Source organism: Armatimonadota bacterium, from assembly GCA_039679645.1.
Classification (GTDB): domain Bacteria; phylum Armatimonadota; class UBA5829; order UBA5829; family UBA5829; genus UBA5829.
This window is the reverse complement of the sequence record JBDKUO010000017.1, coordinates 1-22,304: the sequence shown is the minus strand read 5'-3', so window position 1 is coordinate 22,304 and position 22,304 is coordinate 1. Positions and strand designations below refer to the sequence as shown.

Below are 22,304 nucleotides of genomic sequence, written 5' to 3'. Positions count from 1 at the left end.
AAACTTACTGCATCTTCCGGTCGAGATTCGCTATGATATCGTCCGAAATATCAAGCCCGCCAAACAAAACGGCATCCTTTGCGATCACCATAGTAATACCTTTTGCACCGGCAACCTTCGTGATTGCCTCCCTTATGTCGGCATCAGCCTTGCCGAGCAGTTCCTGCTGTTTTGACTTGAGCTGACCATCGTAGTCCTTTGCCAGAGCATCCAGAGTATCTTTAGCCTTTTGCCGCATATCCTGCAGTTCCTTAAGCTGAGTTTTCTGCTCCTCGGTCGGCTCCTTTGTCGCCTGCAGAGTCCTGTACTGCTCATCCCTCGCGCCTTCGGTATTCTCGATTTCCTTGATACGCGCATCCTCCGCGGCGGTTCGACTCGATTTGGTCTTAAGCGTAACGAGTTCCTGAATCTCGGTCTCGTTGAGCATCATGTTCTTGTTGCGGATCTCTACTTTCTTGCTTAAATCCTGCCCAAATGCGTTCAGCTCTTCGCTGTATTGCTTAACACGCGGCGCATTTGTATACACTTTGTCGACATCTACAACAGCTATCTTTTGAACCTGGTCAGCCGCAGCCGCTGCTGTTGCCGTCAGTCCGGCGCTAACAAGCATAATCGCCAACGCCCACGCCATATTGCGTGATTTTAACATAAGGGTGCACCTCTCAAGCACATTATGGAGGCTCATCTCTTGGGCCTCCTATGAAAAAATTATATCAAATACCCCACAGCCCAACAAGCAAAGAAGGATAACGCTAAAGGGCTGACGAGCTTATGGAGACCTAGTTGAAAACGCTTGAACCTATAAGCCCATATGGCATAGACGTTGCAAAAGAAGCCGTATTGCCGCTGCGACAACATGGTTTTCAATAAATTCATTTCGCACCAAAAAAGGCCGGATAGACGCGCCACCCAGCCCAATTATTTCTATAATTTGATCTCCACTTTATGCCCTAACGCGGCGAAGCCGGAACTAAGAAGGCCGGACATAAAAAGTGGAAAGCCCGGAATGAACTTCTTATGCTTTCCACTTTCAGCTTTCCACTGTTTTCTGTGCCAGATGTTTAGAGATCAACTGATAAGATATTAAAACGCCTGCCCCATACTGAAATGCGTTCGCGGTCCAAACCTGCCTTCGGCATAATCGAGCCGCAGGTTTCCTATAGGAGTTGCAACCCTCAAACCAATGCCCACACCTAGATTGCCTTCAAATGAGTTTGACTGCGGAAGCTCGGATGTGTTGAACTCATCCGCCGTTCCCCAAGCATCGCCATAATCGACAAACGCGACACCTGAGATCGACTGAGCGATAGGCTTGCGATATTCTAAACTCGCAAGCAACATCTTGTCGCCCCAGAACTGGTCCTCTCTGTATCCGCGAAGACTCTCGCCGCCGCCCACGAAAAACTGCTCGAAATACGGTATTGTTCCACTGCCGTATCCTGCTCTTAACCGGACAGCCCACGTGGTCCGCTTGTCCTGAAGAGAACTCTTGGGACCCTGTTTGCTGAAATAGCGTCTGGCCTCGACGGATGTTTTCTGGTATCCGCCGTTGAAATCAAACGGAATAGGGGCCTGCCCGACATTATATGTGCCGGGGTTGTTTTCGTCTTCCACAAGCACAGCATTCGGTTCATATCGCGTGGCGTTTACCGCCCCCACCTCAAGTGAGACGGCATCATAGCCTCCTACAGCAGGATCCAGATCATAATCGCGGGTGTTGCGCACATAACGAAGCGAGCCGCTGCCGACATTGCCGTCCTGCACGATGTTGACCAACTCGGCATCCACATCCGTCAACAGGCTTGGATCGGTCTCAACATTCTCAAACGAACCTCCAAGATAAATTCTTGTTTTTTCGTTCATCGGACGGCTTACGGTCACCTCGCCGCCTTTATGTCGCTCGTTGTATATCTGATCATCAGTGAGTGTGCTGCTGCTGAAAACTCCTGAGGAAAACCTGTATATCAGCTTGTTGAAAGCGCTCACATTAAGTGATGTGTGTTTTGCGTCTATCCAAGGCTCATAGAAGCCCAACTCGTAACTTGCGTTGCCTCCTGTAGCCTGATCGGTTGTGCCCTGCTCCCACATCATATTAAGCCCCTGGCCCAACCCCCGGAAGTTTGTCTCGGAATACCTTGCCTGGCCGACAAGTCTCTGCTTGGATGAGTAGCCGACTCCGACAGACATCTGGCCGGTCTTCTTTTCTACAACAGGCACCACAACTTTAAGAAGACCTACATCGCTGCCGGGATTGAGCTGAGGCGTCTTGATGTCTTCCAGAATGTCCAGGCTGCCTATTTTCATCATGTCCTTTTGAAGCGTCTTCCAATTGAATATCGTTCCGGGTTTGGTGCTCATCTCCCGCAAAAAGACAATCTCTTTGGTCTTCTTGTTGTCGATTATCTCGACGCTCTCGACTCTATGCACCACTATCGGAACAGTCAATACGCCCGTCTGCGGGTCCACACCGATATCCATGATATCCTCGGTGACATATGCGATATATCCCTGCTCGCCATAGAAGTTTTGAATGGATTCAATATCCTGATATAATACGGAGGTATTCAAAATATGGCCGGGCTTCGTCTTCATCAAGTCCAAAATTTGTTGAGGTGTCATCGGATCACTGCCGGCGATTTTGATGTCGCAGACCTTTGGGTTCTCGGTCACTTCATACGTGACCTTCACTCCCTCGGCGACGTCTTCGGTGTGCACTGTCACCGCACTAAAGTAACCCAGCGCTACAATTGCGGCCTTGTCTTTCTCGATAGCCTTGTCGTCGTAGTCATCGCCCGACTTGAGCGAAACGGCATTCATTATTGTATCGGTGTTGATGTTGTCGTTTCCCGTCACGGCTATTTCAACTACCTTTTTGGCTTCCTGAGCCATAAGTACTGCCGGCACCGCCAGCACGCTTATAGCCAAAACTGCAAACACGGCATTTCTAAAAAACACACACGTCCGATTCATCATATCAGATAACTCCTCCACATCCGTTCCCTCGGCAGCAGTTCTCGCCGAGATTATACAATATGACCCAATACTCATTCAAGCAAACGAACAAAAAGCGCATGTCGCGCGCCATGCAAGAACAATAATCAATACAAAATACTAAATCAAATATTCCATGAGCTTCTTGCGGAGCATGCCTCGCGCCCTGGTTATGCGGGTCCTTACAACATCCACCGACAAGTCCGCGACATTGGCTATTTCCTGATAGCTCAAACCATGCAGGTCGCGAAGGACCGCCACTATTCTATAGTCGGGGGGAAGCTGGCTCATTGCCTGGATTATGCGCTCTTTTAGCTCTTTTCTTTCAAAAGCTGCCTCGGGACTATAAGTCGTGTCAGATCCACCAAAGCTTTCATCCCGGGCAAGCTCGTCATCAAGCGAGAAACTCACCCTCTGAGTGGCGCGTTCCTTGAACTTGTTCTTGCACTTATTTACCGCTATCCTGTAAAGCCAGGTGTACTCCGACGACTCAGCCTTAAACTTGGAATAGGACTTGTACGCAGATACGAACGTTTCCTGCGTAAGGTCGGCAGCCTCATCTCTGTCGCCGATGAGCCGAAATATAAGGTTATATATAGGCTTTTCGTAAGCATCGAGCAGTTCGCCAAAGTCCATCTTTGCCTACCAAAATGCCCTTGTGTATTGGATCTGGAATGAGCCGCTCTGCTGATCGTCGACAAACACCGAAACTTGATAATTCGGGTTTATCCTATAGCTCAAACCCAGCAGATAAGCCACGTCACTGGGGCTTGTAAAGTCAGACGTTAGATAACCATAATAAGAAATGTATAAATTGCCGACCATACGCCTGGATACATACAGCGCCAGAGGCTGGCCCAACGCATACTCCAGAGTAAACTGCTCGAAGCCCAATTGCTCCACAAACAGACTCTCGACCGGTGCAAAGATTGTGCTTGTCCCCACGGCGGTCAGGATATTGCCAAGCTCATTTTGCAGCCCGCTCTCTCCGGTGGCGAAGATGCCGGAAACATGCCCGAGAGCCGCCAGGATCTGCTCCTTGCTTAAACCCGAAGGATCGGACGAAAGCTCTATACTCAGGTTTTTTACAGTTCCGCTTACGGCTACGGTTATCTCATACCTCTGCCGCTGACCAAAAGAATCCATTGCGGTGACATTAGTAGTCGCTTTGAAATTGACCCGCAGCACAGGCTCATCAGGAGGCGCATAGCGCACGTAAAGCGTACCGCCGGGCGCGACAGTAAGGCGCGAAACCGCCAAACGCAGAGTGCCTTCCTCGATCCTGATCGGATCAAATACAACAACAGGACTTGCAAGGCTGCCACTGATGAGGCCGTCACCGGTGACCATAAGCGTCATGGTCGGCGGCGCAAGCACCACATTCTCTCCAATCCTCACAGCCACATTAAACGTGGGGTTCACGGCAGGCATCGCCAGCAGCGGACTCGTTGGGACATTGGGCGCGACAAACGAAATGTGAGAATCGTGTATGCTTATTCCACCGGCAACTGTGCCTAAGTCGGCATTCGTGACCAGCGGCGCCTTGGGGTCTCCCGTCACCGACAGACCCGCATCAAACTGAAGACTGACATCCTCCTGCATACCCAACGCGTTAGTCTCGGCCACTGAAAAACCGTTCGCGGCAATCAGCAGGTTTGTTTGGGTCGCACCGCTAGGGCCGATCGTAATATATCCGCCCGGCACAATGCTCAGAGTGCCGCCCAGGCTGGATGCAATCGAAAACTGATTTACCAATACCTTGTTACCGTCAAATGACACATTGATGTTTATGTTGTTGAACTTGTTCGAGAAGTTCCTGAGCGCAACAGTGCCGTTTTCGATAGTCAGTGAACCGGCGAGGACAGGAGCGGCAAGCGTGCCCTTTATATTCAACGCCGCTTCTATCGAACCCGTGGTCCCGCCCTGTTCGCCCGGTTCAATCATAGTAGAAAATGTCGAGAGCACCGAGAGGTCCTGTCTGTTTAGCTGCGCTGTTATCTCGATTGGCTTGTTCGACGGGACAGTCAAAGTCGACCAGTCCCAAGGCAGGTAACCGCGCGCTACTACCTGATGGCTGCCGGAAGCCAATATGACATCCGGGAACTCAATTTTGTCAGATGATATCACAATTCGGCTGGTACGCAGGAAATCAAATGTACGCCCCTTAAAGCTGGGCTTCGCAACTTCAACTGACACTGTAACGCTCGGCGAACCGATATTCCCCCTGATCCTGAAATCCGCTGACAATGTGCCGCCTGGAGTATTCTCACCAAGCCATGGACTCAGGCGGGAAATATCGATGTTGGCTGCGGAGCTATCAAGCTGGATTTTTCTATCGGCTATCTTGTAATTGCCGCTGGCGATGATACTCGCCGAACCGGATGCGGCAGTTAACTGATCCAGGTTAATAGTGCCATCGGACAGACTTGCGTCAAGAACAACTGTCTCGATGCGACTGGTATCAACACCTACGTCGGACGCCACGAGATGGACCGCGCCGCTGGGATTAGACATACAGCCGCTCATTGAAAATTTGCCGTTGATAAGGCCGCCTGTAAACCTCGGCGTACGCGCAAGCGATTCGCGCAGCCGTGCGCCGCTCTCGGAACGCAAATAGGGCGAGGAACGAAACATGTTCCAAAGCTCAGGGATATTTACATTTTTAACCGTCCCATTTGCGGACGCCAGACAGTTTGTCTCAGGATTGTATCCGTTTGCCTGAATGGAGACGGACTGATTGCCCCTAGCAAGCACAGCCGATGCATTTTCGACAAGGCCGTCAGAATACACGGCATCAAGCTTCGCCTGGTCGAACTTTACATAGTCTACGATCAGATTATCTATGGCTGAACTGAACACGATCTTCGGATTTGTAATGCTGCCGGTAACAAAACCCTGTGCATGCGCTTTCCCACCCACGACAGCGTAATCGCCGGTCTTGTCTTGAAGGCGAGCCATATCAAAGTCCGAAACACCGAATGTCAGGCTGACGACTCCTGTGTCCAGCAATACTGAACCGTCCGCTGTCGCTTTCGCTTCCTGGCTGGTAAGCGAAGCTTCGCTTATCTCCAGCTTGTTATCGACAAGGCTTAGCTGCGCAGTCGCCTCGGTTATCGGATACCCGAATGCGGAACCGTCTTCCAGCGTAAATTGCGCCCGGGCAGCGGTATCCCGTAGCGGGACCTGACCCAGCTTGGCGTCTGTAATATACACACCGGACGCATCAAAGCTGCCCACCAGTGTGCCGCCTACATCAATCTTATGACCCAGAATCTCTTCCAGTTTTTCAATCGTGAGCCTGTCGACCTGACCGGAAGTCTTGAATGCTATACGGTCGGTCCCAAGGCCGCTCGCGCTGCCGCTGAACTTTAACTCCGCAGGAAAAAGCCTTATAATGCCGCTTCTGATCGAGGCGGTCTTCATATCGGTTGAAAATTCCATACGGGCGTAGTCCGCTCTGTATTTGCCGTAACCCGCATCAAACGCCTCGAAAACACCCGCGAATGTGGGCGCACGGAGGGAGCCTTTGATCGTGCCGGCAAAATAGCCTGTGCCTGTGATATCATCAAAACCAAACAGTCGACCGATTCTGGCCAGATTTACCGACTCGCCGGTCACAGACAGATTTACCCTTTGTAAAGTTACCTCTCCCCTGGCCGTCACCAGACCCGCAGCCGCCTTGCTCGTCACCTCAAGAGCTGCAACTTCAATGCGCCCGGAGGAATATGTTACACGTGCGCGGGCTGTCTCAACCAGAATTCCTCGAAACACACCATTTGCAACACTCACATTGGCAAGGATTGCAGGATCAGTAAGTGTGCCCTTTATACTGAACCCAATACTCGCAGTGCCCTTTGCAGGCATCTCAGGAGGAAGCGGCAGAGAGGCTATGTTTACTCCCGTCGCACGGCCTCGAGCAGAAATCTTCTGCTCGCCGGAAGTCGACAGCGACCCGCTCGCAACAAAACGCGCTCCGCGCCAGGTAAATGTCATTGGCGAGATCGAAATAATATGGTCTTTATACATTGCCGAGACGCCGACATTTTGCGCAGTATAACCTTTAACGCTCGCCTGGGGAACCCTGGCATCTAAAGCAATTATCGGAGCGGACGATGTGCCTGTGATCCTTGCCTTCAGTGGTCCCCGCCCGCTTGCGCGCAGTTCACGAGCACGACCGGGCAGTTTGAAAGCTGTCGGAAGAGTCGCAAAGTCAGCGTTTTTAGATGAGATCGATATGTCCAGTCGGGGTTTTGTAAAGCTGCTTATTGTGCCTGCCGCACGCACATTTGATCCCATGAGCATGCCGGTCACGCTCATAATGACATGCTGCCCACGGAGCACAGCAATACCGTTGATGCCAGTCACCGGCTTGGTCATAATCGATAACTGCGCGCTCGCGTTGGAAATACGCGCCGCGCCTGAAAGAGACATCTTCGTCTTGCCTGCAGATTTGGCCAGGTGAATGCCCGTGATTACATTCATTGAGCCGCCAAGCACATTCAGACTCCTGGTCAGCCCTACATATCTGCTCAAGTAGGCAGCATTTACACCACGGGCATTGACGTCCAGGTCGGTTGTCTTTGTGAGCGTATTATAGTTGCCGACAACGTCTGCCGATTGAAACCTGCCTCCTGGACCGCGCCCGGAACCGTGGAATCTGTAGATTGGAGAACCTGCCGCACTCAATGACCCATTCAAATCATATATACGGTTCATGGCAGGCAGCGGCCTTGTCTTGGCAAGATAGTCCCTGAATATCAGGCTGCCGCCGCGAATGCTTACTATGCCCTTGAACGGCTTGCCGGGCGGGCCGGGCGGGCGCTTGAAAAGGTCTATAACGTTCAGAGTGCCGTCGTGCCGCCTGACAAGATTGACATGCGGCTCAATTACCAGCACACTCTTGATGCTCTGCGCTCCCATGCTGCGCAGCAAAAGCGCATTAACATCGTACTTAATCCGTATCTGTTTGGCTTTGACTATACTGCCGTTTGCAAGCTTTTTGCCTGAAGCTATAGCCACATCGTCGAAAACAGCCGTCCCAAACGGCGTAACCGCTGCGCTGCCGATTTTGACTTCGCGGCCCAGCCGCTCTTCAAGCTCATCGACTATTATGGCCGAAGCATTGTTTATCGTTCTGCGGTACTGGCCGATTACATAAACTGCGCTCGCAAATACCATGGCTAATACAGGCAGCCACGCAACAATGATAATAACCAGCTTTTGGCGGCGATCTGTCATGTCGGACCACACCAGGTTTGGAGTTCGACGTTGAATATCTTTGAGAATGCGCGCGTATACGCATCACGAACATCGCGCATATCCGGAGCATACCCAAGAAGCTTCGCCATGGAAGTAATCTGCTCAGAATGAAGCCCGCATGGATTTATCAGCTTGAAGTGGTTGAGGTTTGGGTCTACATTGAGAGCAAAACCGTGATATGTGACCCACTTGCGCACAGCGATGCCTATCGAGCAGACTTTCTTATCCGCTACCCATACACCTGCAAGACCATTCCTATGGCCCTCAAGCCCAAACTCGGCAAGGGTATCAATTACACTCTGCTCAAGCAAGCGCAGATAGCTGTGGACATCACCGGTAAGTTCGCGCAGTCGCACAATGGGGTATCCGACCAGTTGACCCGGCCCGTGGTAGGTAACGTCACCGCCTCTGTCAGTCGCGACAAGCTCCACACCGTTCGCCTTAAGCAGTTCGGGACTTGCAAGCACGTTACCCCGGCTGGAGTTTTTGACTCCTAAAGTAATCACCGGATCATGCTCAAGAAGGATCAAAACGCCCGGTATATCACCCGCCGCGCAGCGATCGTGCAGATCGCTTTGCAGCTTCAGGGCGTCGGAGTAGCATATGCGACTAATATCACGGAGCAGGCAAGGTAGCGCACAGGAGTCAGCATTATTATTGGCTGCGGACATATCTTGCACTGCGTGGTCTCCTCCGGCTATAAGTTCCTGGCGGCTTGACTCAGTATACCGACTCAGACGCGCACGGTCAAGCGTTACCGGAAGCAGGAGGAAAACCCGGCATTTGCAGCCGAAGACCGCGCTCTTCAACAACTCGATGCAAAACCGAAAGCGATCTCTCGATATGAGTCTTTGCTGTCTGTGCAGAAAGATCTGGATCACCGGATACAATGGCATTAACTAGAGCATCATGAACATCTGGAACAGGCGTATTCGGAGGAAACCAGAAAACGTTATAAATGGTGTTGGTAATTATGCGTGAGTTAGCAAGCATACGGGCAAGTATGCGAGAACCGGAACATTTTGCAATAAATGAGTGTAAACTGACGTCAATATTTCGAGACTCATCTCGATTCCCCGTCGAGGCAATCGCTTTATATTTTTCTGCCATCTCCTTGAGCTTGACACGCTGCTCATCAGTCGCTCGAACGGCACAAAGACGTGCGGCCACCTGCTCAAGTGAAGAACGTATCATAATTATGGACTCAATCTCATCAACAGAAGACATATCCACAACCTGAGCGCCGCAGTTGGGCTTTGATACAACCAAGCCATCATGCTCAAGTCGCCGAATTGCTTCCACAATCGGAATATTACTGGTTTTGAGCCGCTTTGCAAGGTCGCGCTGTATCAGCCTCATACCAGGTTTGAGATCCCCACGCTCGATCATACTACGAATCTCTTTGTAGATATGCTCGGACGCAGTTCCATTTTCTGTCGCCAACGTATTCCTCCTTGCAAAGCTAGTACTTTATGTTCACACCCACCACTTGACTGTGTATGGCATACAACCTATTTACTCATGTATTATTGTCCAATTTTCCCGAATTGTCAATCAAATACATTACTGCATTACAGCATATGTGATCTAAACACCAATCTACATGTGTTGCCGGTATCCGACTCCTTACATAATCCTGAACACACTACGAATTCGACATTTTCGGCAAGCTCACTCGTCCAACCTGAGAACTCATTGCCGCATATTCGGTTCGCTATGGTTTCGGTAAGATGCGTCCTGCCGCTGCTTTTCAGGACTTCATACCATGGACACTTAGCGATGGTTATTACCAATTCGTCCTCGGTCATCTCGGCATCAAACTCGTAGCCCTCCGAGGTCAATTTGAGTTGAAACGCTCGTGCAAGATCATCAAGACTGCCGCCGGTAAGGCCAAGAACCTCCCGGGCTTTGCGCGCTTGAATTTTGTACATCACCGACCATACGGACTCATCAAGGTCCATTGCGTCAGCCTGGGATAAGAGCTCCTCGACTTTCATAAACCACAGCCCGTCCACGGCCAAGTATGATTTGCGCAAAAAATCGGCTATCTGAGCGTTGGAAAAACACTGTCTCATCTTCAACTCAATGATTTTCGCCTCAAAGCATCAAATTATCAGCATACCAGCAATCAATTATACAGATATACTTAAGAATCCTGCTCTGACCACTTGAATAGTTGCAAAAAGTGGGGTATACATGTGTCATGTAGATTCATTGAATCCGCGTCGAGCTGACGGTAGTTATCGTTTCAAATCGGAGGTGGAGATCGTGGAGCGAGTTTACAGAGACAGGTCCGAGAAACTTGGAGGCGGCTTAAAGGATATGCCGCGCTGCGAACACTGCGGCAAACCAGTGAAAATCACCAGCGATGACTGCACACGCGAGGAAATTCTCTGCCCATGCTGTGCGGCGGATGCTAAGGTCACGGCAATGGATGACTATGAGACCGGCAAATAAGTAATTCCCACACTGATACGACTTTTGCAGTTAGTGCTCCTCACACGAACGCCCGAACATGTCGTGCGATCGCGCTCGACTGCGGCAGGCAGATATTTACCTTTATTTGCCGCATATTTTGACTGCCGACAGAGCTTGACTTGCCCATGTTACTAGGGTATGATAGCTTCAATATAATAAGTGTTCCTCTAGAGTTCCTGGCTGGTTATTGCTAAATAGGTGATGCCAGCCTGATGTGCGTACAGGAAGCGTCGCATGGAGGCGTCCGCAGTGTTTTCATGGGAAGACAGAATGAACATAGCAATACTGGATAACGATGTCGCTGGAGTAGACAGACTGCTTCATACCCCATATGCCTGTAGAAAGCTGTACCACATATTCATACACTCGCGCTTGCGAAGACCCAAACGAAACGGTCGGCTTCATATTGCCGCATATTCAAACAGTGTTGAGGCTGCTCGGCTGCTCATCAAACATGGAGAAGATATAGACTCAAGAAACGGTGTCGGTGACACACCATTGCATGTCGCAGCTCGCTACAATGCTTGGGAAACCGCTGACCTGCTGATAAGCTGTGGAGCACAAATACGCATACAAAACGATAACTCTAAAACGCCTATGGACATAGCGTTAAGTTGTGGTAACTACAATCTTGCCGAACTGCTCATGCTTGCAATGAGACAGAGCACATATGGCTGAAAACAAAGGAGTATGCAATGAACAAGCGAGCAATATTTATTACTGAATATGACTCACAGCGTCTTCAGGCACTTATAGACAACCCGGGCGCACTTGAACATCGTCAGCCCGAGAATTTAAGCAGTCTGAACGACGAGCTTGCCCGCGCACAAATAGTGGCACCGAAAGATATACCTCCTGATGTAGTAACCATGAACTCCGTCGTACACCTGACCGATATTGAAACAGGCGAAGAGGAAACTTATACCCTTGTGTTTCCTTCGGATGCGGATATCAGTGAGTCTCGGCTCTCAGTTCTTGCCCCCATAGGCACCGCAATGCTGGGATACAGGACCGGTGACACATTCACATGGTCTGTTCCGGGAGGCGAACGGCATCTTAGGGTAAAAGAAGTGCTTTACCAGCCTGAGGCTTCCGGCGACTATCACTTGTAGTCAAAAAACTATGCCCATCTGTCAAACTGAAATGTGCTTGATCTGTTGATCTATTTTTGATCTATTTTGGATTGACTATCCAAGCGCCGTCATGCTATTATTTTGTGTGCGTGGAGCGGTGTCCGAGTTGGCCGAAGGAGCAGCACTGGAAATGCTGTAGGGGGGCAACTCCCTCCTGGGTTCGAATCCCAGCCGCTCCGCCACTGAAGGTGTCGGGTGTTAGAGATTGGGGGTTGGGTTCGGAAATCCAATGCGAACACTCCTCTACATATTCCTCGGTTCTACCTCGTTATCCACGTCTACCTAATCCAAGCGCAGATTTTGCCAAAGGACCGTGTTTGTGCTATCCTTTTGATGAACAAGGAGATGGTCTTCAAATGAATTACTGCAGAGAGTGCATACTCAAACTCAAGCCATATATCCCCGGCAAGCCCATTGAAGAGGTCAAGCGCGAACTGGGAATAGACGATGTTATAAAGCTGGCGTCCAACGAGAACCCGTTCGGGCCGTCGCCCAAGGCAATCGAAGTAATCAAAGCGGCTGCCGAGAGCGTCTCGCTCTACCCCGACGGAAGCTGTTATGAACTCAGACAGGCTCTGGCGCCGTTTTTGGGCGTGGATAAGAACATGCTCTTCTTTGGAGCGGGCGGCGATGAAGTCATATTCTACCTTGGGATGGCTTTCCTGGATAAGGACGATGAGATAGTTCAGGCCGACCCCACGTTCGGTGAATACAAGGCCGCATCGACCATTATGGGCTGCGACGCTCACTGCGTCCCTCTCAAAAACTGGACACACGACCTCGATGCCATGCTAGCGAAGGTCAATGAGCACACCAAAATTTTTGTAATTACCAACCCAAATAACCCGACCGGCACGCTGGTCTCGGCGGACGATATCGAACGCGTGATGGACAAGCTCCCGGAGCGTTGCATACTGCTTCTGGACGAGGCGTATTACGAATACGTCGATGACTCGAACTATACCCGTGCGGTCAAATGGGCCAAAGAAGGGCGAAACATGCTTGCGCTACGGACCTTCTCAAAGGTATATGGCCTGGCCGGGCTGAGAATAGGTTACGGCATCGCGCCTGCGCACATAACAGATATGCTGGAGCGTGTAAGGGCGCCGTTTAATGTCAGCAGCATAGCTCAGGTGGCTGCGATTGCCAGCATAGGCGACCCGGAGCAGGTCAGACGCACCCGTGATCTCAACAAGCGCGCCAAGCAGTATTTCTACAGAGAACTCGACGCCATAGGCATTGGATACACGCCCACCCAGGCGAACTTCCTGTGGATCGATACCGGCAGAGACTGTCAGGTGGTCTTCAAAGAGATGATGAAGCGCGGAGTGATCGTGCGCACGGGCGACATATTCGGCTGCCCGACGCACATTCGAGTCACCACAGGAACAGATGAGCAAAACATGCGGTTCATCAATACGTTCAAGGAGGTGCTTGGGCTGTGATTATCATACTTTCACCTACGGCAACCGACGGCGACCTTGATGAGTTGCTTAAAAATCTGAAGGACCGCGGTTACGGAGTGCATCTGTCTAAGGGCGTCGAAAAGACAATCGTCGGGGTAATCGGCGCACACGATGAAGTAAAGCCGATGATCGCCGAACAGCTTTCGTCGCTTGCATACGTCGAAGGTGTAATCCCGATCCTTAAGCCTTATAAGATTGTAGGCAAAGACTTTCACCCGGATAAAACAATCATCTCAGTAAGGGGTGTTGATATCGGCGGACAGAAAGTAGTTGTGATGGCAGGGCCATGCTCAATCGAGACCGAAGAGCAGACACTTGAAGTCGCCAAAGCCGTCAAGGCATCCGGAGCCACAATACTGCGAGGCGGCGCATTCAAGCCCAGCACTTCGCCGTACAGCTTCCATGGGCTAGGTGAGGATGCGCTTAAAATGCTTGCCGCCGCGCGAGAAGTCACAGGGATGCCGATCATCACTGAAGTAATGGACGCGCGCGATATCGAGCTTGTCTCAAAATACGCCGACATACTCCAGATAGGCACTCGGAACATGACCAACTACTCGCTGCTGCAGGAACTAGGCAATGTAAAGAAGCCGGTAATGCTCAAGCGCGGAATGGCATCGACTATAGAAGAATGGCTGCAGGCGGCGGAGTATATTGCAAGCAGCGGCAATGATGATATCATACTTTGTGAGCGCGGAATACGCACATTCGAGACGTATACACGCAACACGTTCGACGTAAGTGCGATCCCGGCGCTGCTCGGGCTCACTCATCTGCCGATTGTTGCCGACCCAAGCCACGGCACGGGCAAGTTCAATCTGGTCTCACCGGTCGCTAAGGCTGCGGTGGCTGCAGGCGCGGATGGACTTATGATCGAGGTTCACCCGCACCCCGAAAAGGCCCTTAAGGACGGCCCGCAGTCACTTACCCCAACCAACTTCGACAAGTTAATGAGTGAAATGGCCGCAGTGGCGCGTGCGGTAGGTAGATACGTCTGATGCCCACGGCAGGCGAAGACAATTTCATATTCGATACAATCGTCATTGTGGGAGTCGGACTGATAGGCGGTTCTCTCGGCATGGCCGCGAAGAAGCATGGCCTGGCAAATCGTGTGATCGGTATCGGACGGACCGAGCAAAAGCTGATGCGCGCGAAGATCCTCGGCGCAATCGACGACTACAGCCTGGATATCGAAAACGGCGCGGCGGACGCCGATCTGATCGTGATCTGTACACCGGTTTGTTTGATCGCTCCCACCCTTGAACAAATGGCCGCAAGTATCAAACCCGGCGCGATAATAACGGATGTCGGGAGCACCAAGGCTGACGTAGTCCAAGAAGTCGAAATGATTTTGCCTGATGGAGTGGACTTCGTTGGCGGCCATCCTATGACCGGCTCGGAACAGGCGGGAGTTGAGGCCGCCTCCGCCGATTTATTCCAGGGTGCAACCTACGTTTTTACTACTACAGACAACACAAACCTCGATGCGTTGGGCAAATTGACTGCTCTGGCGGATGCTATTGGCTCCGACGTAGAAATTATGAGCGCCAAGGAGCATGACGGAGCGGTCGCGATCATCAGTCATCTGCCTCATGTGATGTCGGCGGCGCTGCTTGAGATTGCCGAAGAGGCGCAGCACGAGTTTGGAAAAGTATTCAGACTGGCCGCCGGAAGTTTCAGAGACCTGACGCGCGTATCGGACAGCTCGCCCGAGATATGGCGCGATATTTGCCTGACGAATAGTGATGCCTTGCTTCAGGCCATCGGGCAGTTGCAGGAATCGCTGGATACTTTCAAAGCCGCGCTCAACAGCGGTGATAAAGAAGCCATTATGCAGTTCTTCGAACAAGCGGGTAAGATAAGATCGACATACCAAAGGATTTGTAAATGAGTAAACCCATAATCGCCATAGACGGCCCTGCGGGCGCGGGAAAGAGCACAGTCGCGCGCGCGGTCGCCGACAGGCTGGGATATTTATATATCGATACCGGAGCAATGTACCGTGCGGTCGCACTGAAAGTGATCCGTGAAGGCATCCCACTCTCGGATACTGCTAAAATCTCCGCACTGGCAAAGCGGACCGGTATCAAATTCGACATTATAGACGGCATGCAGCATGTATTTGCCGACGGTGAGGATGTTACCAGCGACATTCGCACACCAGAAGCAACACGGCTCTCTTCACCCGTAAGCGCAATTCAGGGCGTACGCAGGCGACTTGTCGAGCTGCAGAGAATGATGGGAGCTGAAGGCGGAGTAGTGATGGAAGGGCGCGATATTGGCACTGTCGTCTTCCCCAACGCTGAGGTAAAGGTCTTTCTGACAGCGTCGGTAACGGAACGCGCGCGGCGGCGGGTCGAACAGCTCAAAGAGATGGGCATTGAGTCGGATATAGACAAGATTTCGGCTGATATCCGCGAGCGCGATCTTCGCGACAGTTCCCGCGAGCATGCGCCTCTAAAACTGGCTCCGGGCGCCGTGCTGCTTGAAACGGATAATCTGTCCGCCGAACAGGTAGTCGACGCTATTATCGATATTCACAATCAGAAGGTACCTGCGGAAGCGCCCGGCGAATAAACATGACGCCACATCCCCACCCTCTCATGCAAAGAGGGAGATGAAGACGTGGCGTGCAAGAAGCTGGATGCTCCTGTTTTATGTTTTTGATTCGGGCAGTGCCCGGAAATAGCGCGCATATGGTTTCCGAACCAGTGCTCATGTAACTAAGTCTTGTCCTATTTGCAGCCATCCGGTTACTTCGGTTCCAGAGCGTAGGGCGGGGCCGAAGCCGAAGGACTCGCCACCTCTGGTGGCGGCTCCGGCCGCTTCGCAACCGAAGCAACTTGGGCAGTGCAATAAAACATACAAGACTTAGTCTCAATAACAATGAGGATATAGATGCTTTTTTGGATAGGCGCATCGCTTTCGGCGATGGTCTGCAGAATATTCGGGCGTTGGCAGGTTATCGGTCGCGAGAACATACCCAAGACCGCCGGCGTGCTGCTGTGCGGCAATCATGTGAGCTATATCGACCCGCCCGCGCTCGGTGCTCGCGCTAACGGGCGTCCTGTGCACTTTATGGCCAAACTGGAACTCTTTCAAATACCCATCCTTGGGACGCTTATCAGAGCCGTGGGAGCATTCCCTGTCAAGCGAGGCACTGCAGACAGGGCAGCGCTCAAAAAAGCGATAGAACTGCTGCAATCCGGCGAGGTGGTAGGTATGTTCCCTGAGGGCCAGAGAAGCCTCGACGGCACTCTCCTGCCCGCTGAGGCTGGTGTGGGAATGATAGTGCTGCGCGCGAAGGTCCCAGTGATCCCGGTAGGGCTGATAAACTCAAACAAGCTTCTTCCACCCCACTCCATCTTTCCCAAGTTCACGCGCATGAAGGTCGTCTATGGCAAGCCGGTCCCACTTGAAGATTTATACGACAAAGGCGGCCGCGAGGCAATCGAGGAAGTCGGCAGAAGAATTATGGCTGCGATTGGCGAACTGCTGGAAAAGTACGGAGATAGTAAATAAGTTCTGTCTTTCTGTTTCGGGCGCGATCAAATATCGCGCCACAACTTGCCGGCAATGTCTGATCATTCAAAGACGCGGACGTCAGTGTAATAATATGTATTGCTGCCGGATTGACTGCCGCCAGCCGGATTGGGATTTTTTGCAACTTTGTTAGAAAACTTTGCATGGCCATCGGCGAAAACGAAATTACATCCCTTTTGATGGGTTGCAAGGCCGTAATTCCAGCCGGTATTTGGATCAGAGCGGGGCATAAAATATTGTCCGTTAACGGTTGCGCACCAATCCTCATATGGTCGGTGAGAATCGCATATTACGGCTATAGATGAAACTCGGTAATAATCGGATATCTTTGATGGTCTTGGGCTCGGGCCTTTTGCACAGTAGAGCAATCTCATCATACCGTATGAAATTGGGAATTTCGGGATTGCCGCAGAGTATGTCGGACCGAAGTATCCCGCGTCATATGTATGTGTCGTAATATTAAACGCAAAGTCTTTAACTGCACTGCAGCAAAAGACATTCCGGCTTTTTGTATATTTGAGCAGAAGGTCCGGCCAGAATTTATCAGTCCAGAACTTGGTCACTCCAGATCCAAATACTCCTTTTGGATCCCAGGGGTTGGCAAAATATGTGCCGTTGTTATCATCAACATACATTGATAATGCGTTGCCAATCTGCTTCGTATTGGAAAGACAAGCAGTGGCAATAGCTTTTTCCTTTGCACTAAGGAAGACAGGAAACAGTATTGCTGCAAGAATAGCAATAATCGCTATTACTACCAGAAGTTCGATTAGTGTGAAACCCTTTCTCTCCATTGAACTGCAAACCTCACATTCACCACTCGCCTAAGCGTGTTTATAATTTAGATACTTTATATACCACTTTGTGCTATGTGTCAAGTGATTAAATAAATACAAAACATCGAATTTCTGGACAGTGAATAAAGAGTGCTACTATCTGATATTTGGTATCACACAGTCATCAGTATGGCTTGATTACCCCGTTAGGCTTAAAGCCCCTAGGTGTAGCAACTAATGCGTCTACTGCAAAGTAATAGCGATTGTCTGAAGCCCTCCTGCCGTCAGCTCTAAGCTTAAGAGTATGCTTGCCTGGGTTTAAGTTTACTGCACCAATCTTATACCAACCTAGACCAGGCGCATAATTATCCACTTTGCCGCCGGCGGCTGTTACCGGAATCCAGTTAATGTCATCGATCGTATAGCTCATCGGAGATGCGTCCGACGGAGGAGTGGCCGCGATATATATCTCGTAGCTCGAGTTGGTCTTTGCGTCTATCGTAAATGTGGCGCAATACGGGGCAAGCGGCGGCTCCTCATTAGTGTCCATTACCAATGCCAGCGCATTGCTCGCACCCTGTATCGGTTCAACATTGTCAAAGTTTTCGGCGCGAACCATCTCACCCTCAAGCCATATGTCCGCACCCATTAAGACCAGCAGATCACCCAGACTGGACTGAGCCATGCCATAGGCCTGCATATACTGTTTGTTCTTCATGAGCGTCTTCGCCCGATCAAGGCTGTCCCTTGTTCTTTGCACGCTTAAACCCGACTTATCTGCCTCAGGAATAAGTGCCGCGAGCCTGTCAACCTCCGTCTGCGCTGTCTCTGCCGGAAATACCAGGCTAATGTCCATACCTTTCAATACCGTTGGTACATCTTTGAGAGTGGTAGTAAATACCCCACCTTTGCCTGCAGAAACACGCGCATCAGGCGGGAACAGTGCGGTCGGCACTCCCGTGGGAGGAATCTTGATCGTTACACTCTTATCGCCGATTGATGACCAGATATATGTCCTGTCCTCACCAGCCATCGTATAGGCAAAGAGTCCATCGCCGATATAGCTGGCCCTGCCTGTTGCGAGAGTCGGCAGCCACCATGTGTTCGGCAAGAGCCGCTTTACATAAGCGCCTGTGGTTACGGCAACCGGATATCCGATCACATCCGGCTTGAAGCCGGCAAAACCCGACGGGCGCAGCTTGTCCTTAAAACTCTTTAAGTCTTGGGGAACACGCCCGTCCAGGCTGCCGGCAAAAAATCCCTTGCAGCCTATCTCTCGAAACAGGTCGAGTGTGCTAGGCATTGCGCTCTCGCTGGAACCTGCAGTCTGAATCGAAGTGGCGATAAACCATGTCGTCTTGCCCGACTCTTCCGCAAGCGAATAGACAGGCCCGATAACGTTCGCAACAGACGTTTCACCAGTGCCCTGCGTCTGAGCGCTCAGGCCGTCATAGCTGCCTATGCCATATGGATTGGCATATATACGGTGATATTTGTCACTCTTAAAAATCACGGGCACATTTGCGCAGTGCTTGCGTATTACGTCCGAGATCGTATTCATGTATTCCTGGGCTGAGGTATCGCGGTAGTCTACAATATCACGCCAAAGCCCGGTCGAAGTCACATCGATTGAATAAAGGCTGCCACTCGCTGGATTATATGCATAAGGCATACCTCGCCCTGACGCCCACATAGGAATCAGCCGTGTGGCGTCTTCGATAGTGTTCAGATTGTCATTCATGGCCCAGCCCGAGTTGACGCCGCCTTCATGCTGATATTTGCGGGTTAGATATGCCTCCAGACCGAGTCTGAAACCGGAGGAATCAGGCAGGAAACTTATCATCTCGCCGGTAAAGTCCATTTTGGTCGTGAACGGTTCCAGGAAAAACCTGAGTCCGGAACCAAATTTGACCTTACCGAAAAATGCGATCACACGGTCGCGATACTCATCGAAGCCGCTCCATAAATCGGACATAGCATTCTGTTTGAATGTCTTGTGAGGATAGACTATCAGTATCTGCTCAGTGCGTAGCGGCTCGCGCAGGGTGATCGTAACTTTACCGCCTGTGATAATTGCTCCGCCGCGATCGACTATCGAATTGTCCAGTTTGTTTATGACCAGATAAATCGCCGAATCGACATCCGGCCAAGAGCAGACGATGTTACGCTGATCCCCAGGTCCCTCCAATCTATAACGATTGGGCGAGATGAGATAACCGCTCAGAGGAACGCTGGGGCCATCGTCCATCTCAATTCCATAATGAAACCCATTGGCATCGAGATAGTTTATAATTTTTTGCAGTGCGGCAGGCTCGACTGAGGTCATTGGGCAATTCGCTTTGAGAACTATGTCGGTAATGCCGCCGGACTTTATAGCCTCAAGAGCACTAACATCAGCCTGATAGTCCGCATCCGCCGCGCCCGGCGATATATAGCGGGACATAAATACTCCTCCGATGGGAATATACGGATCGTTATCCCAGATCAGAGTGTGAGCTTCGTTTATGCTCCATATGTGCTGACCGCCTGTAGAATCGACGTATGTCCCAGAGGTCTTGTACTTGATCCCAATAGCAAAAGACGGGATGGGAAAGGCTGCTGCCAGCATAAGGGCAATTATTACGAGTGTGGATGAAAGCGTTATGTGTTGTTTTCTCATGGTTTTCCTGACGACATGACTTAGTGATGAGTTCCAGTATGTTACGGGTTTTGAGTTGTGAGTTACTATTTTTACGACGAGACCGGCAGTGTTGAGTTCCCGCATTCTCGTGCAGCTCACTTCAGACATGCTAAATAAAATCTGTTTTTTTACAACGTCGAGTTCAAAGCAGATTCCTCACATTCGTTCGGAATGACTGATTGCGGCAGGCTCGTTTCCCAGGCCAGTAGTCAATATAAAACACTAGATAATCAATCGAGTTGCGCCCTCACCCCGCCCCTCTCCCCCAGGAGAGGGAGACAGCAAACCAGTGCCTAACACCCAACACCCAACACCCAACACCTAAAAGAGTCCAGGGATTGGTATATAGCGGCTGAAGAGGCTCAACACCCAGAGAAAAGCCGCCATGCCCATAAACGTCTGTGGAAAACCCAGTTTCCATATCCGCTGGAGGCCGGTCAGACTAAAATTCGGGTTCTCCTGGTATTTCTCAAGAATTTCGCTGCCTGCGGCAATACCACTTGCTAGCTGCTTTGAGTTCGGGTTCTTTGTGGTGGCATAATACTGCAGCCACCCGCCTATCGATCTCCAGCCGATTACAACCACCAGCATGGCCAGCAGTACTACGACCTGACTGTTTACCTTGGAGGTCAGGATCACAAAAATCCCGGCTGCGGCAAGCAGGTTGGTGCCGCATCTCGGATGGACCCGCGGCATACGGCTCACCACTTCCGGCTCAAGAGCCTCGCCAGCCTCTATCGTATGCACCGTCATATGCTCTGCACCATGATAGCCCGCAAGAGGCGAAAACCTCATCAGCATTAGAAATATGATGACAGTCAGGGCTGTCGATATATAAAACGGCAAGTCGTAGAGGTTAGGAGCTGTCGTGAGCGGCGTGGAATTCAGAAATGCGTTTATCGGAAAGCCGGTCAGCTTACCAATCAATGTCGCAAGGCCGGTCACGATCAGAGTCGCGACTAATATCATAACGCCAAGCGAGACACCCGTCAGAAACAATCCGAAACTCCCCGCTCCGCCGGAGATCGAGCCTGTGGTAAGATACACACCCAGAGGAGTCGCCATCCCTCCAACCGAGTTTGGACGCAAGTTCTTCGCCAGTCGCCCTATCAAATCGCTGCGATAGACCACACCCCGGTAACCCCCGAAGCTGTCTATCACCGGCAGCATATCCTCACCGTTTGCGGCAAATATCTGAGCCGCCTCTTTTAGAGATACGCGTGAATCGATAAATGCGCCGTTGGGCTCAATTATCGGCTCGATATTTGAGTTGATCGCAGCTTCTGGATCATCTGACGCAGCTATATAGGCCGATATGCCCCGCTCGCTGACGGCACCGACTATCCGCCCATCATCAAGCACGAGAATTCGCGAACCGCGGCTGCTTTGGATAAGACCAACCACTCTTCGGATGGAGTCTTGAGGCGTCACCGCAGGAGCGCTTTTTACCAGATATAAAATTGAACTGTCCATCATCTATTGCCAAACCCGTGAAATTGTGCTACTATAAACACTGCATTTTTTGTGGCTACTCACTTCAGGAGGTCCTTTTAAATATGTCCAATACTTGTGCAGTTTGCGGCAAAGGTCCGCAGTTCGGTCAGAATATCAGACACGTCCACTCCGGTTCATGGGCTCTTCGCGCGCCTAGAACCAAGCGCAGATGGCTGCCTAACCTGCAGACCGTCCATACCAAGATCAATGGCACTCCCAAAACAATCCGCGTGTGCGCCAAGTGCCTGAAAGCCGGCAAGGTCATCCGCGCCGCATAGTAAATAGCTCTTACATTCTAACAGATACGCAAATAAAAGGGGAGAACATTCCAGGTAAGTGATTGTTCTTCCCTTTTTGGTAACAGCTCACTCTTCGTGAGAATCTGAAAAAAGTTTGTGTATTCACTACAAGTGTGCAGGTACTTCGGCAGGCGCTGCCTAAGTAGTGTGCATGGAGAAACCGACTTACGAAGAACTGGTTGCTG

19 protein-coding genes and 1 tRNA gene are annotated in these 22,304 nt (G+C 51.0%); 10 read left to right on the top strand and 10 right to left on the bottom strand.

Annotated elements, in window-relative coordinates; translation table 11 throughout:
* Nucleotides 1-4: 4 nt before the first annotated feature.
* From ABFD83_03815 to ABFD83_03785, 7 genes are all read right to left on the bottom strand, one after another.
* Complete coding sequence (locus ABFD83_03815) at nt 5-649, bottom strand: OmpH family outer membrane protein (GenBank protein MEN6356193.1); 645 nt, start codon at nt 647-649, stop codon at nt 5-7.
* A gap of 434 nt (nt 650-1,083) precedes the next feature.
* The gene (locus ABFD83_03810) at nt 1,084-2,973 is read right to left on the bottom strand and encodes a BamA/TamA family outer membrane protein (protein MEN6356192.1); all 1,890 of its coding nucleotides are present in this window, start codon (nt 2,971-2,973) and stop codon (nt 1,084-1,086) included.
* A gap of 138 nt (nt 2,974-3,111) precedes the next feature.
* Nucleotides 3,112-3,627 carry a sigma-70 family RNA polymerase sigma factor gene (locus ABFD83_03805; GenBank protein ID MEN6356191.1) on the bottom strand — a complete coding sequence of 172 codons (516 nt, stop codon included), beginning with the start codon at nt 3,625-3,627 and terminating at the stop codon, nt 3,112-3,114.
* Between the two features lie 6 nt (nt 3,628-3,633).
* Entirely contained in the window at nt 3,634-8,229 is a 4,596-nt protein-coding gene (locus ABFD83_03800) for a translocation/assembly module TamB domain-containing protein (GenBank protein MEN6356190.1), read from the bottom strand.
* A complete protein-coding gene (gene lipB, locus ABFD83_03795; GenBank protein MEN6356189.1) occupies nt 8,226-8,921 on the bottom strand; it encodes a lipoyl(octanoyl) transferase LipB in 696 nt (231 codons plus the stop codon). Before lipB ends, ABFD83_03800 begins: the two co-directional genes overlap by 4 nt.
* Nucleotides 8,922-8,997: 76 nt before the next feature.
* Nucleotides 8,998-9,693: a GntR family transcriptional regulator gene (locus ABFD83_03790; GenBank protein MEN6356188.1), complete on the bottom strand. Its 696-nt coding sequence runs from the start codon at nt 9,691-9,693 to the stop codon at nt 8,998-9,000.
* Between the two features lie 128 nt (nt 9,694-9,821).
* On the bottom strand, nt 9,822-10,325 hold the full coding sequence (locus ABFD83_03785; protein ID MEN6356187.1) for a DUF6125 family protein: 504 nt from the start codon (nt 10,323-10,325) through the stop codon (nt 9,822-9,824).
* Nucleotides 10,326-10,518: 193 nt separating this feature from the next.
* On the opposite strand from ABFD83_03785, the gene ABFD83_03780 reads away from it, so the two are divergent.
* The 9 genes from ABFD83_03780 to ABFD83_03740 all read left to right on the top strand — a co-directional run bounded on the left by ABFD83_03780 (nt 10,519) and on the right by ABFD83_03740 (nt 16,849).
* Complete coding sequence (locus tag ABFD83_03780) at nt 10,519-10,707, top strand: hypothetical protein (protein MEN6356186.1); 189 nt, start codon at nt 10,519-10,521, stop codon at nt 10,705-10,707.
* Nucleotides 10,708-10,998: 291 nt separating this feature from the next.
* Nucleotides 10,999-11,406, top strand: a complete 408-nt coding sequence (locus ABFD83_03775) for an ankyrin repeat domain-containing protein (protein ID MEN6356185.1) — start codon at nt 10,999-11,001, stop codon at nt 11,404-11,406.
* Between the two features lie 17 nt (nt 11,407-11,423).
* Nucleotides 11,424-11,840: a nucleoside diphosphate kinase regulator gene (gene rnk, locus ABFD83_03770; GenBank protein ID MEN6356184.1), complete on the top strand. Its 417-nt coding sequence runs from the start codon at nt 11,424-11,426 to the stop codon at nt 11,838-11,840.
* Between the two features lie 112 nt (nt 11,841-11,952).
* Nucleotides 11,953-12,043, top strand: a tRNA-Ser gene (locus ABFD83_03765).
* 174 nt (nt 12,044-12,217) lie between these two features.
* Nucleotides 12,218-13,306, top strand: coding sequence for a histidinol-phosphate transaminase (gene hisC / locus ABFD83_03760; protein ID MEN6356183.1), 1,089 nt, complete (start codon nt 12,218-12,220; stop codon nt 13,304-13,306).
* A complete protein-coding gene (gene aroF, locus ABFD83_03755) occupies nt 13,303-14,325 on the top strand; it encodes a 3-deoxy-7-phosphoheptulonate synthase (protein ID MEN6356182.1) in 1,023 nt (340 codons plus the stop codon). Before hisC ends, aroF begins: the two co-directional genes overlap by 4 nt.
* Nucleotides 14,325-15,218 (top strand): prephenate dehydrogenase, encoded by an 894-nt coding sequence (locus ABFD83_03750; GenBank protein ID MEN6356181.1) that lies wholly within the window; start codon nt 14,325-14,327, stop codon nt 15,216-15,218. Before aroF ends, ABFD83_03750 begins: the two co-directional genes overlap by 1 nt.
* Entirely contained in the window at nt 15,215-15,904 is a 690-nt protein-coding gene (cmk, locus tag ABFD83_03745; GenBank protein MEN6356180.1) for a (d)CMP kinase, read from the top strand. The genes ABFD83_03750 and cmk overlap by 4 nt, the downstream gene beginning before the upstream one ends.
* A gap of 321 nt (nt 15,905-16,225) precedes the next feature.
* Nucleotides 16,226-16,849 (top strand): lysophospholipid acyltransferase family protein, encoded by a 624-nt coding sequence (locus ABFD83_03740; protein ID MEN6356179.1) that lies wholly within the window; start codon nt 16,226-16,228, stop codon nt 16,847-16,849.
* Nucleotides 16,850-16,911: 62 nt separating this feature from the next.
* Here the strand turns inward: ABFD83_03740 and ABFD83_03735 are convergent, their stop codons facing one another.
* From ABFD83_03735 to ABFD83_03725, 3 genes are all read right to left on the bottom strand, one after another.
* On the bottom strand, nt 16,912-17,664 hold the full coding sequence (locus ABFD83_03735; GenBank protein ID MEN6356178.1) for a prepilin-type N-terminal cleavage/methylation domain-containing protein: 753 nt from the start codon (nt 17,662-17,664) through the stop codon (nt 16,912-16,914).
* A gap of 166 nt (nt 17,665-17,830) precedes the next feature.
* Nucleotides 17,831-20,305: a hypothetical protein gene (locus ABFD83_03730; GenBank protein MEN6356177.1), complete on the bottom strand. Its 2,475-nt coding sequence runs from the start codon at nt 20,303-20,305 to the stop codon at nt 17,831-17,833.
* Nucleotides 20,306-20,647: 342 nt separating this feature from the next.
* The gene (locus ABFD83_03725) at nt 20,648-21,802 is read right to left on the bottom strand and encodes a DUF1385 domain-containing protein (protein MEN6356176.1); all 1,155 of its coding nucleotides are present in this window, start codon (nt 21,800-21,802) and stop codon (nt 20,648-20,650) included.
* A gap of 80 nt (nt 21,803-21,882) precedes the next feature.
* Between ABFD83_03725 and rpmB the strand changes: the two genes are divergently transcribed.
* Nucleotides 21,883-22,098, top strand: a complete 216-nt coding sequence (gene rpmB, locus ABFD83_03720; protein ID MEN6356175.1) for a 50S ribosomal protein L28 — start codon at nt 21,883-21,885, stop codon at nt 22,096-22,098.
* The last annotated feature ends 206 nt before the right edge of the window (nt 22,099-22,304 follow it).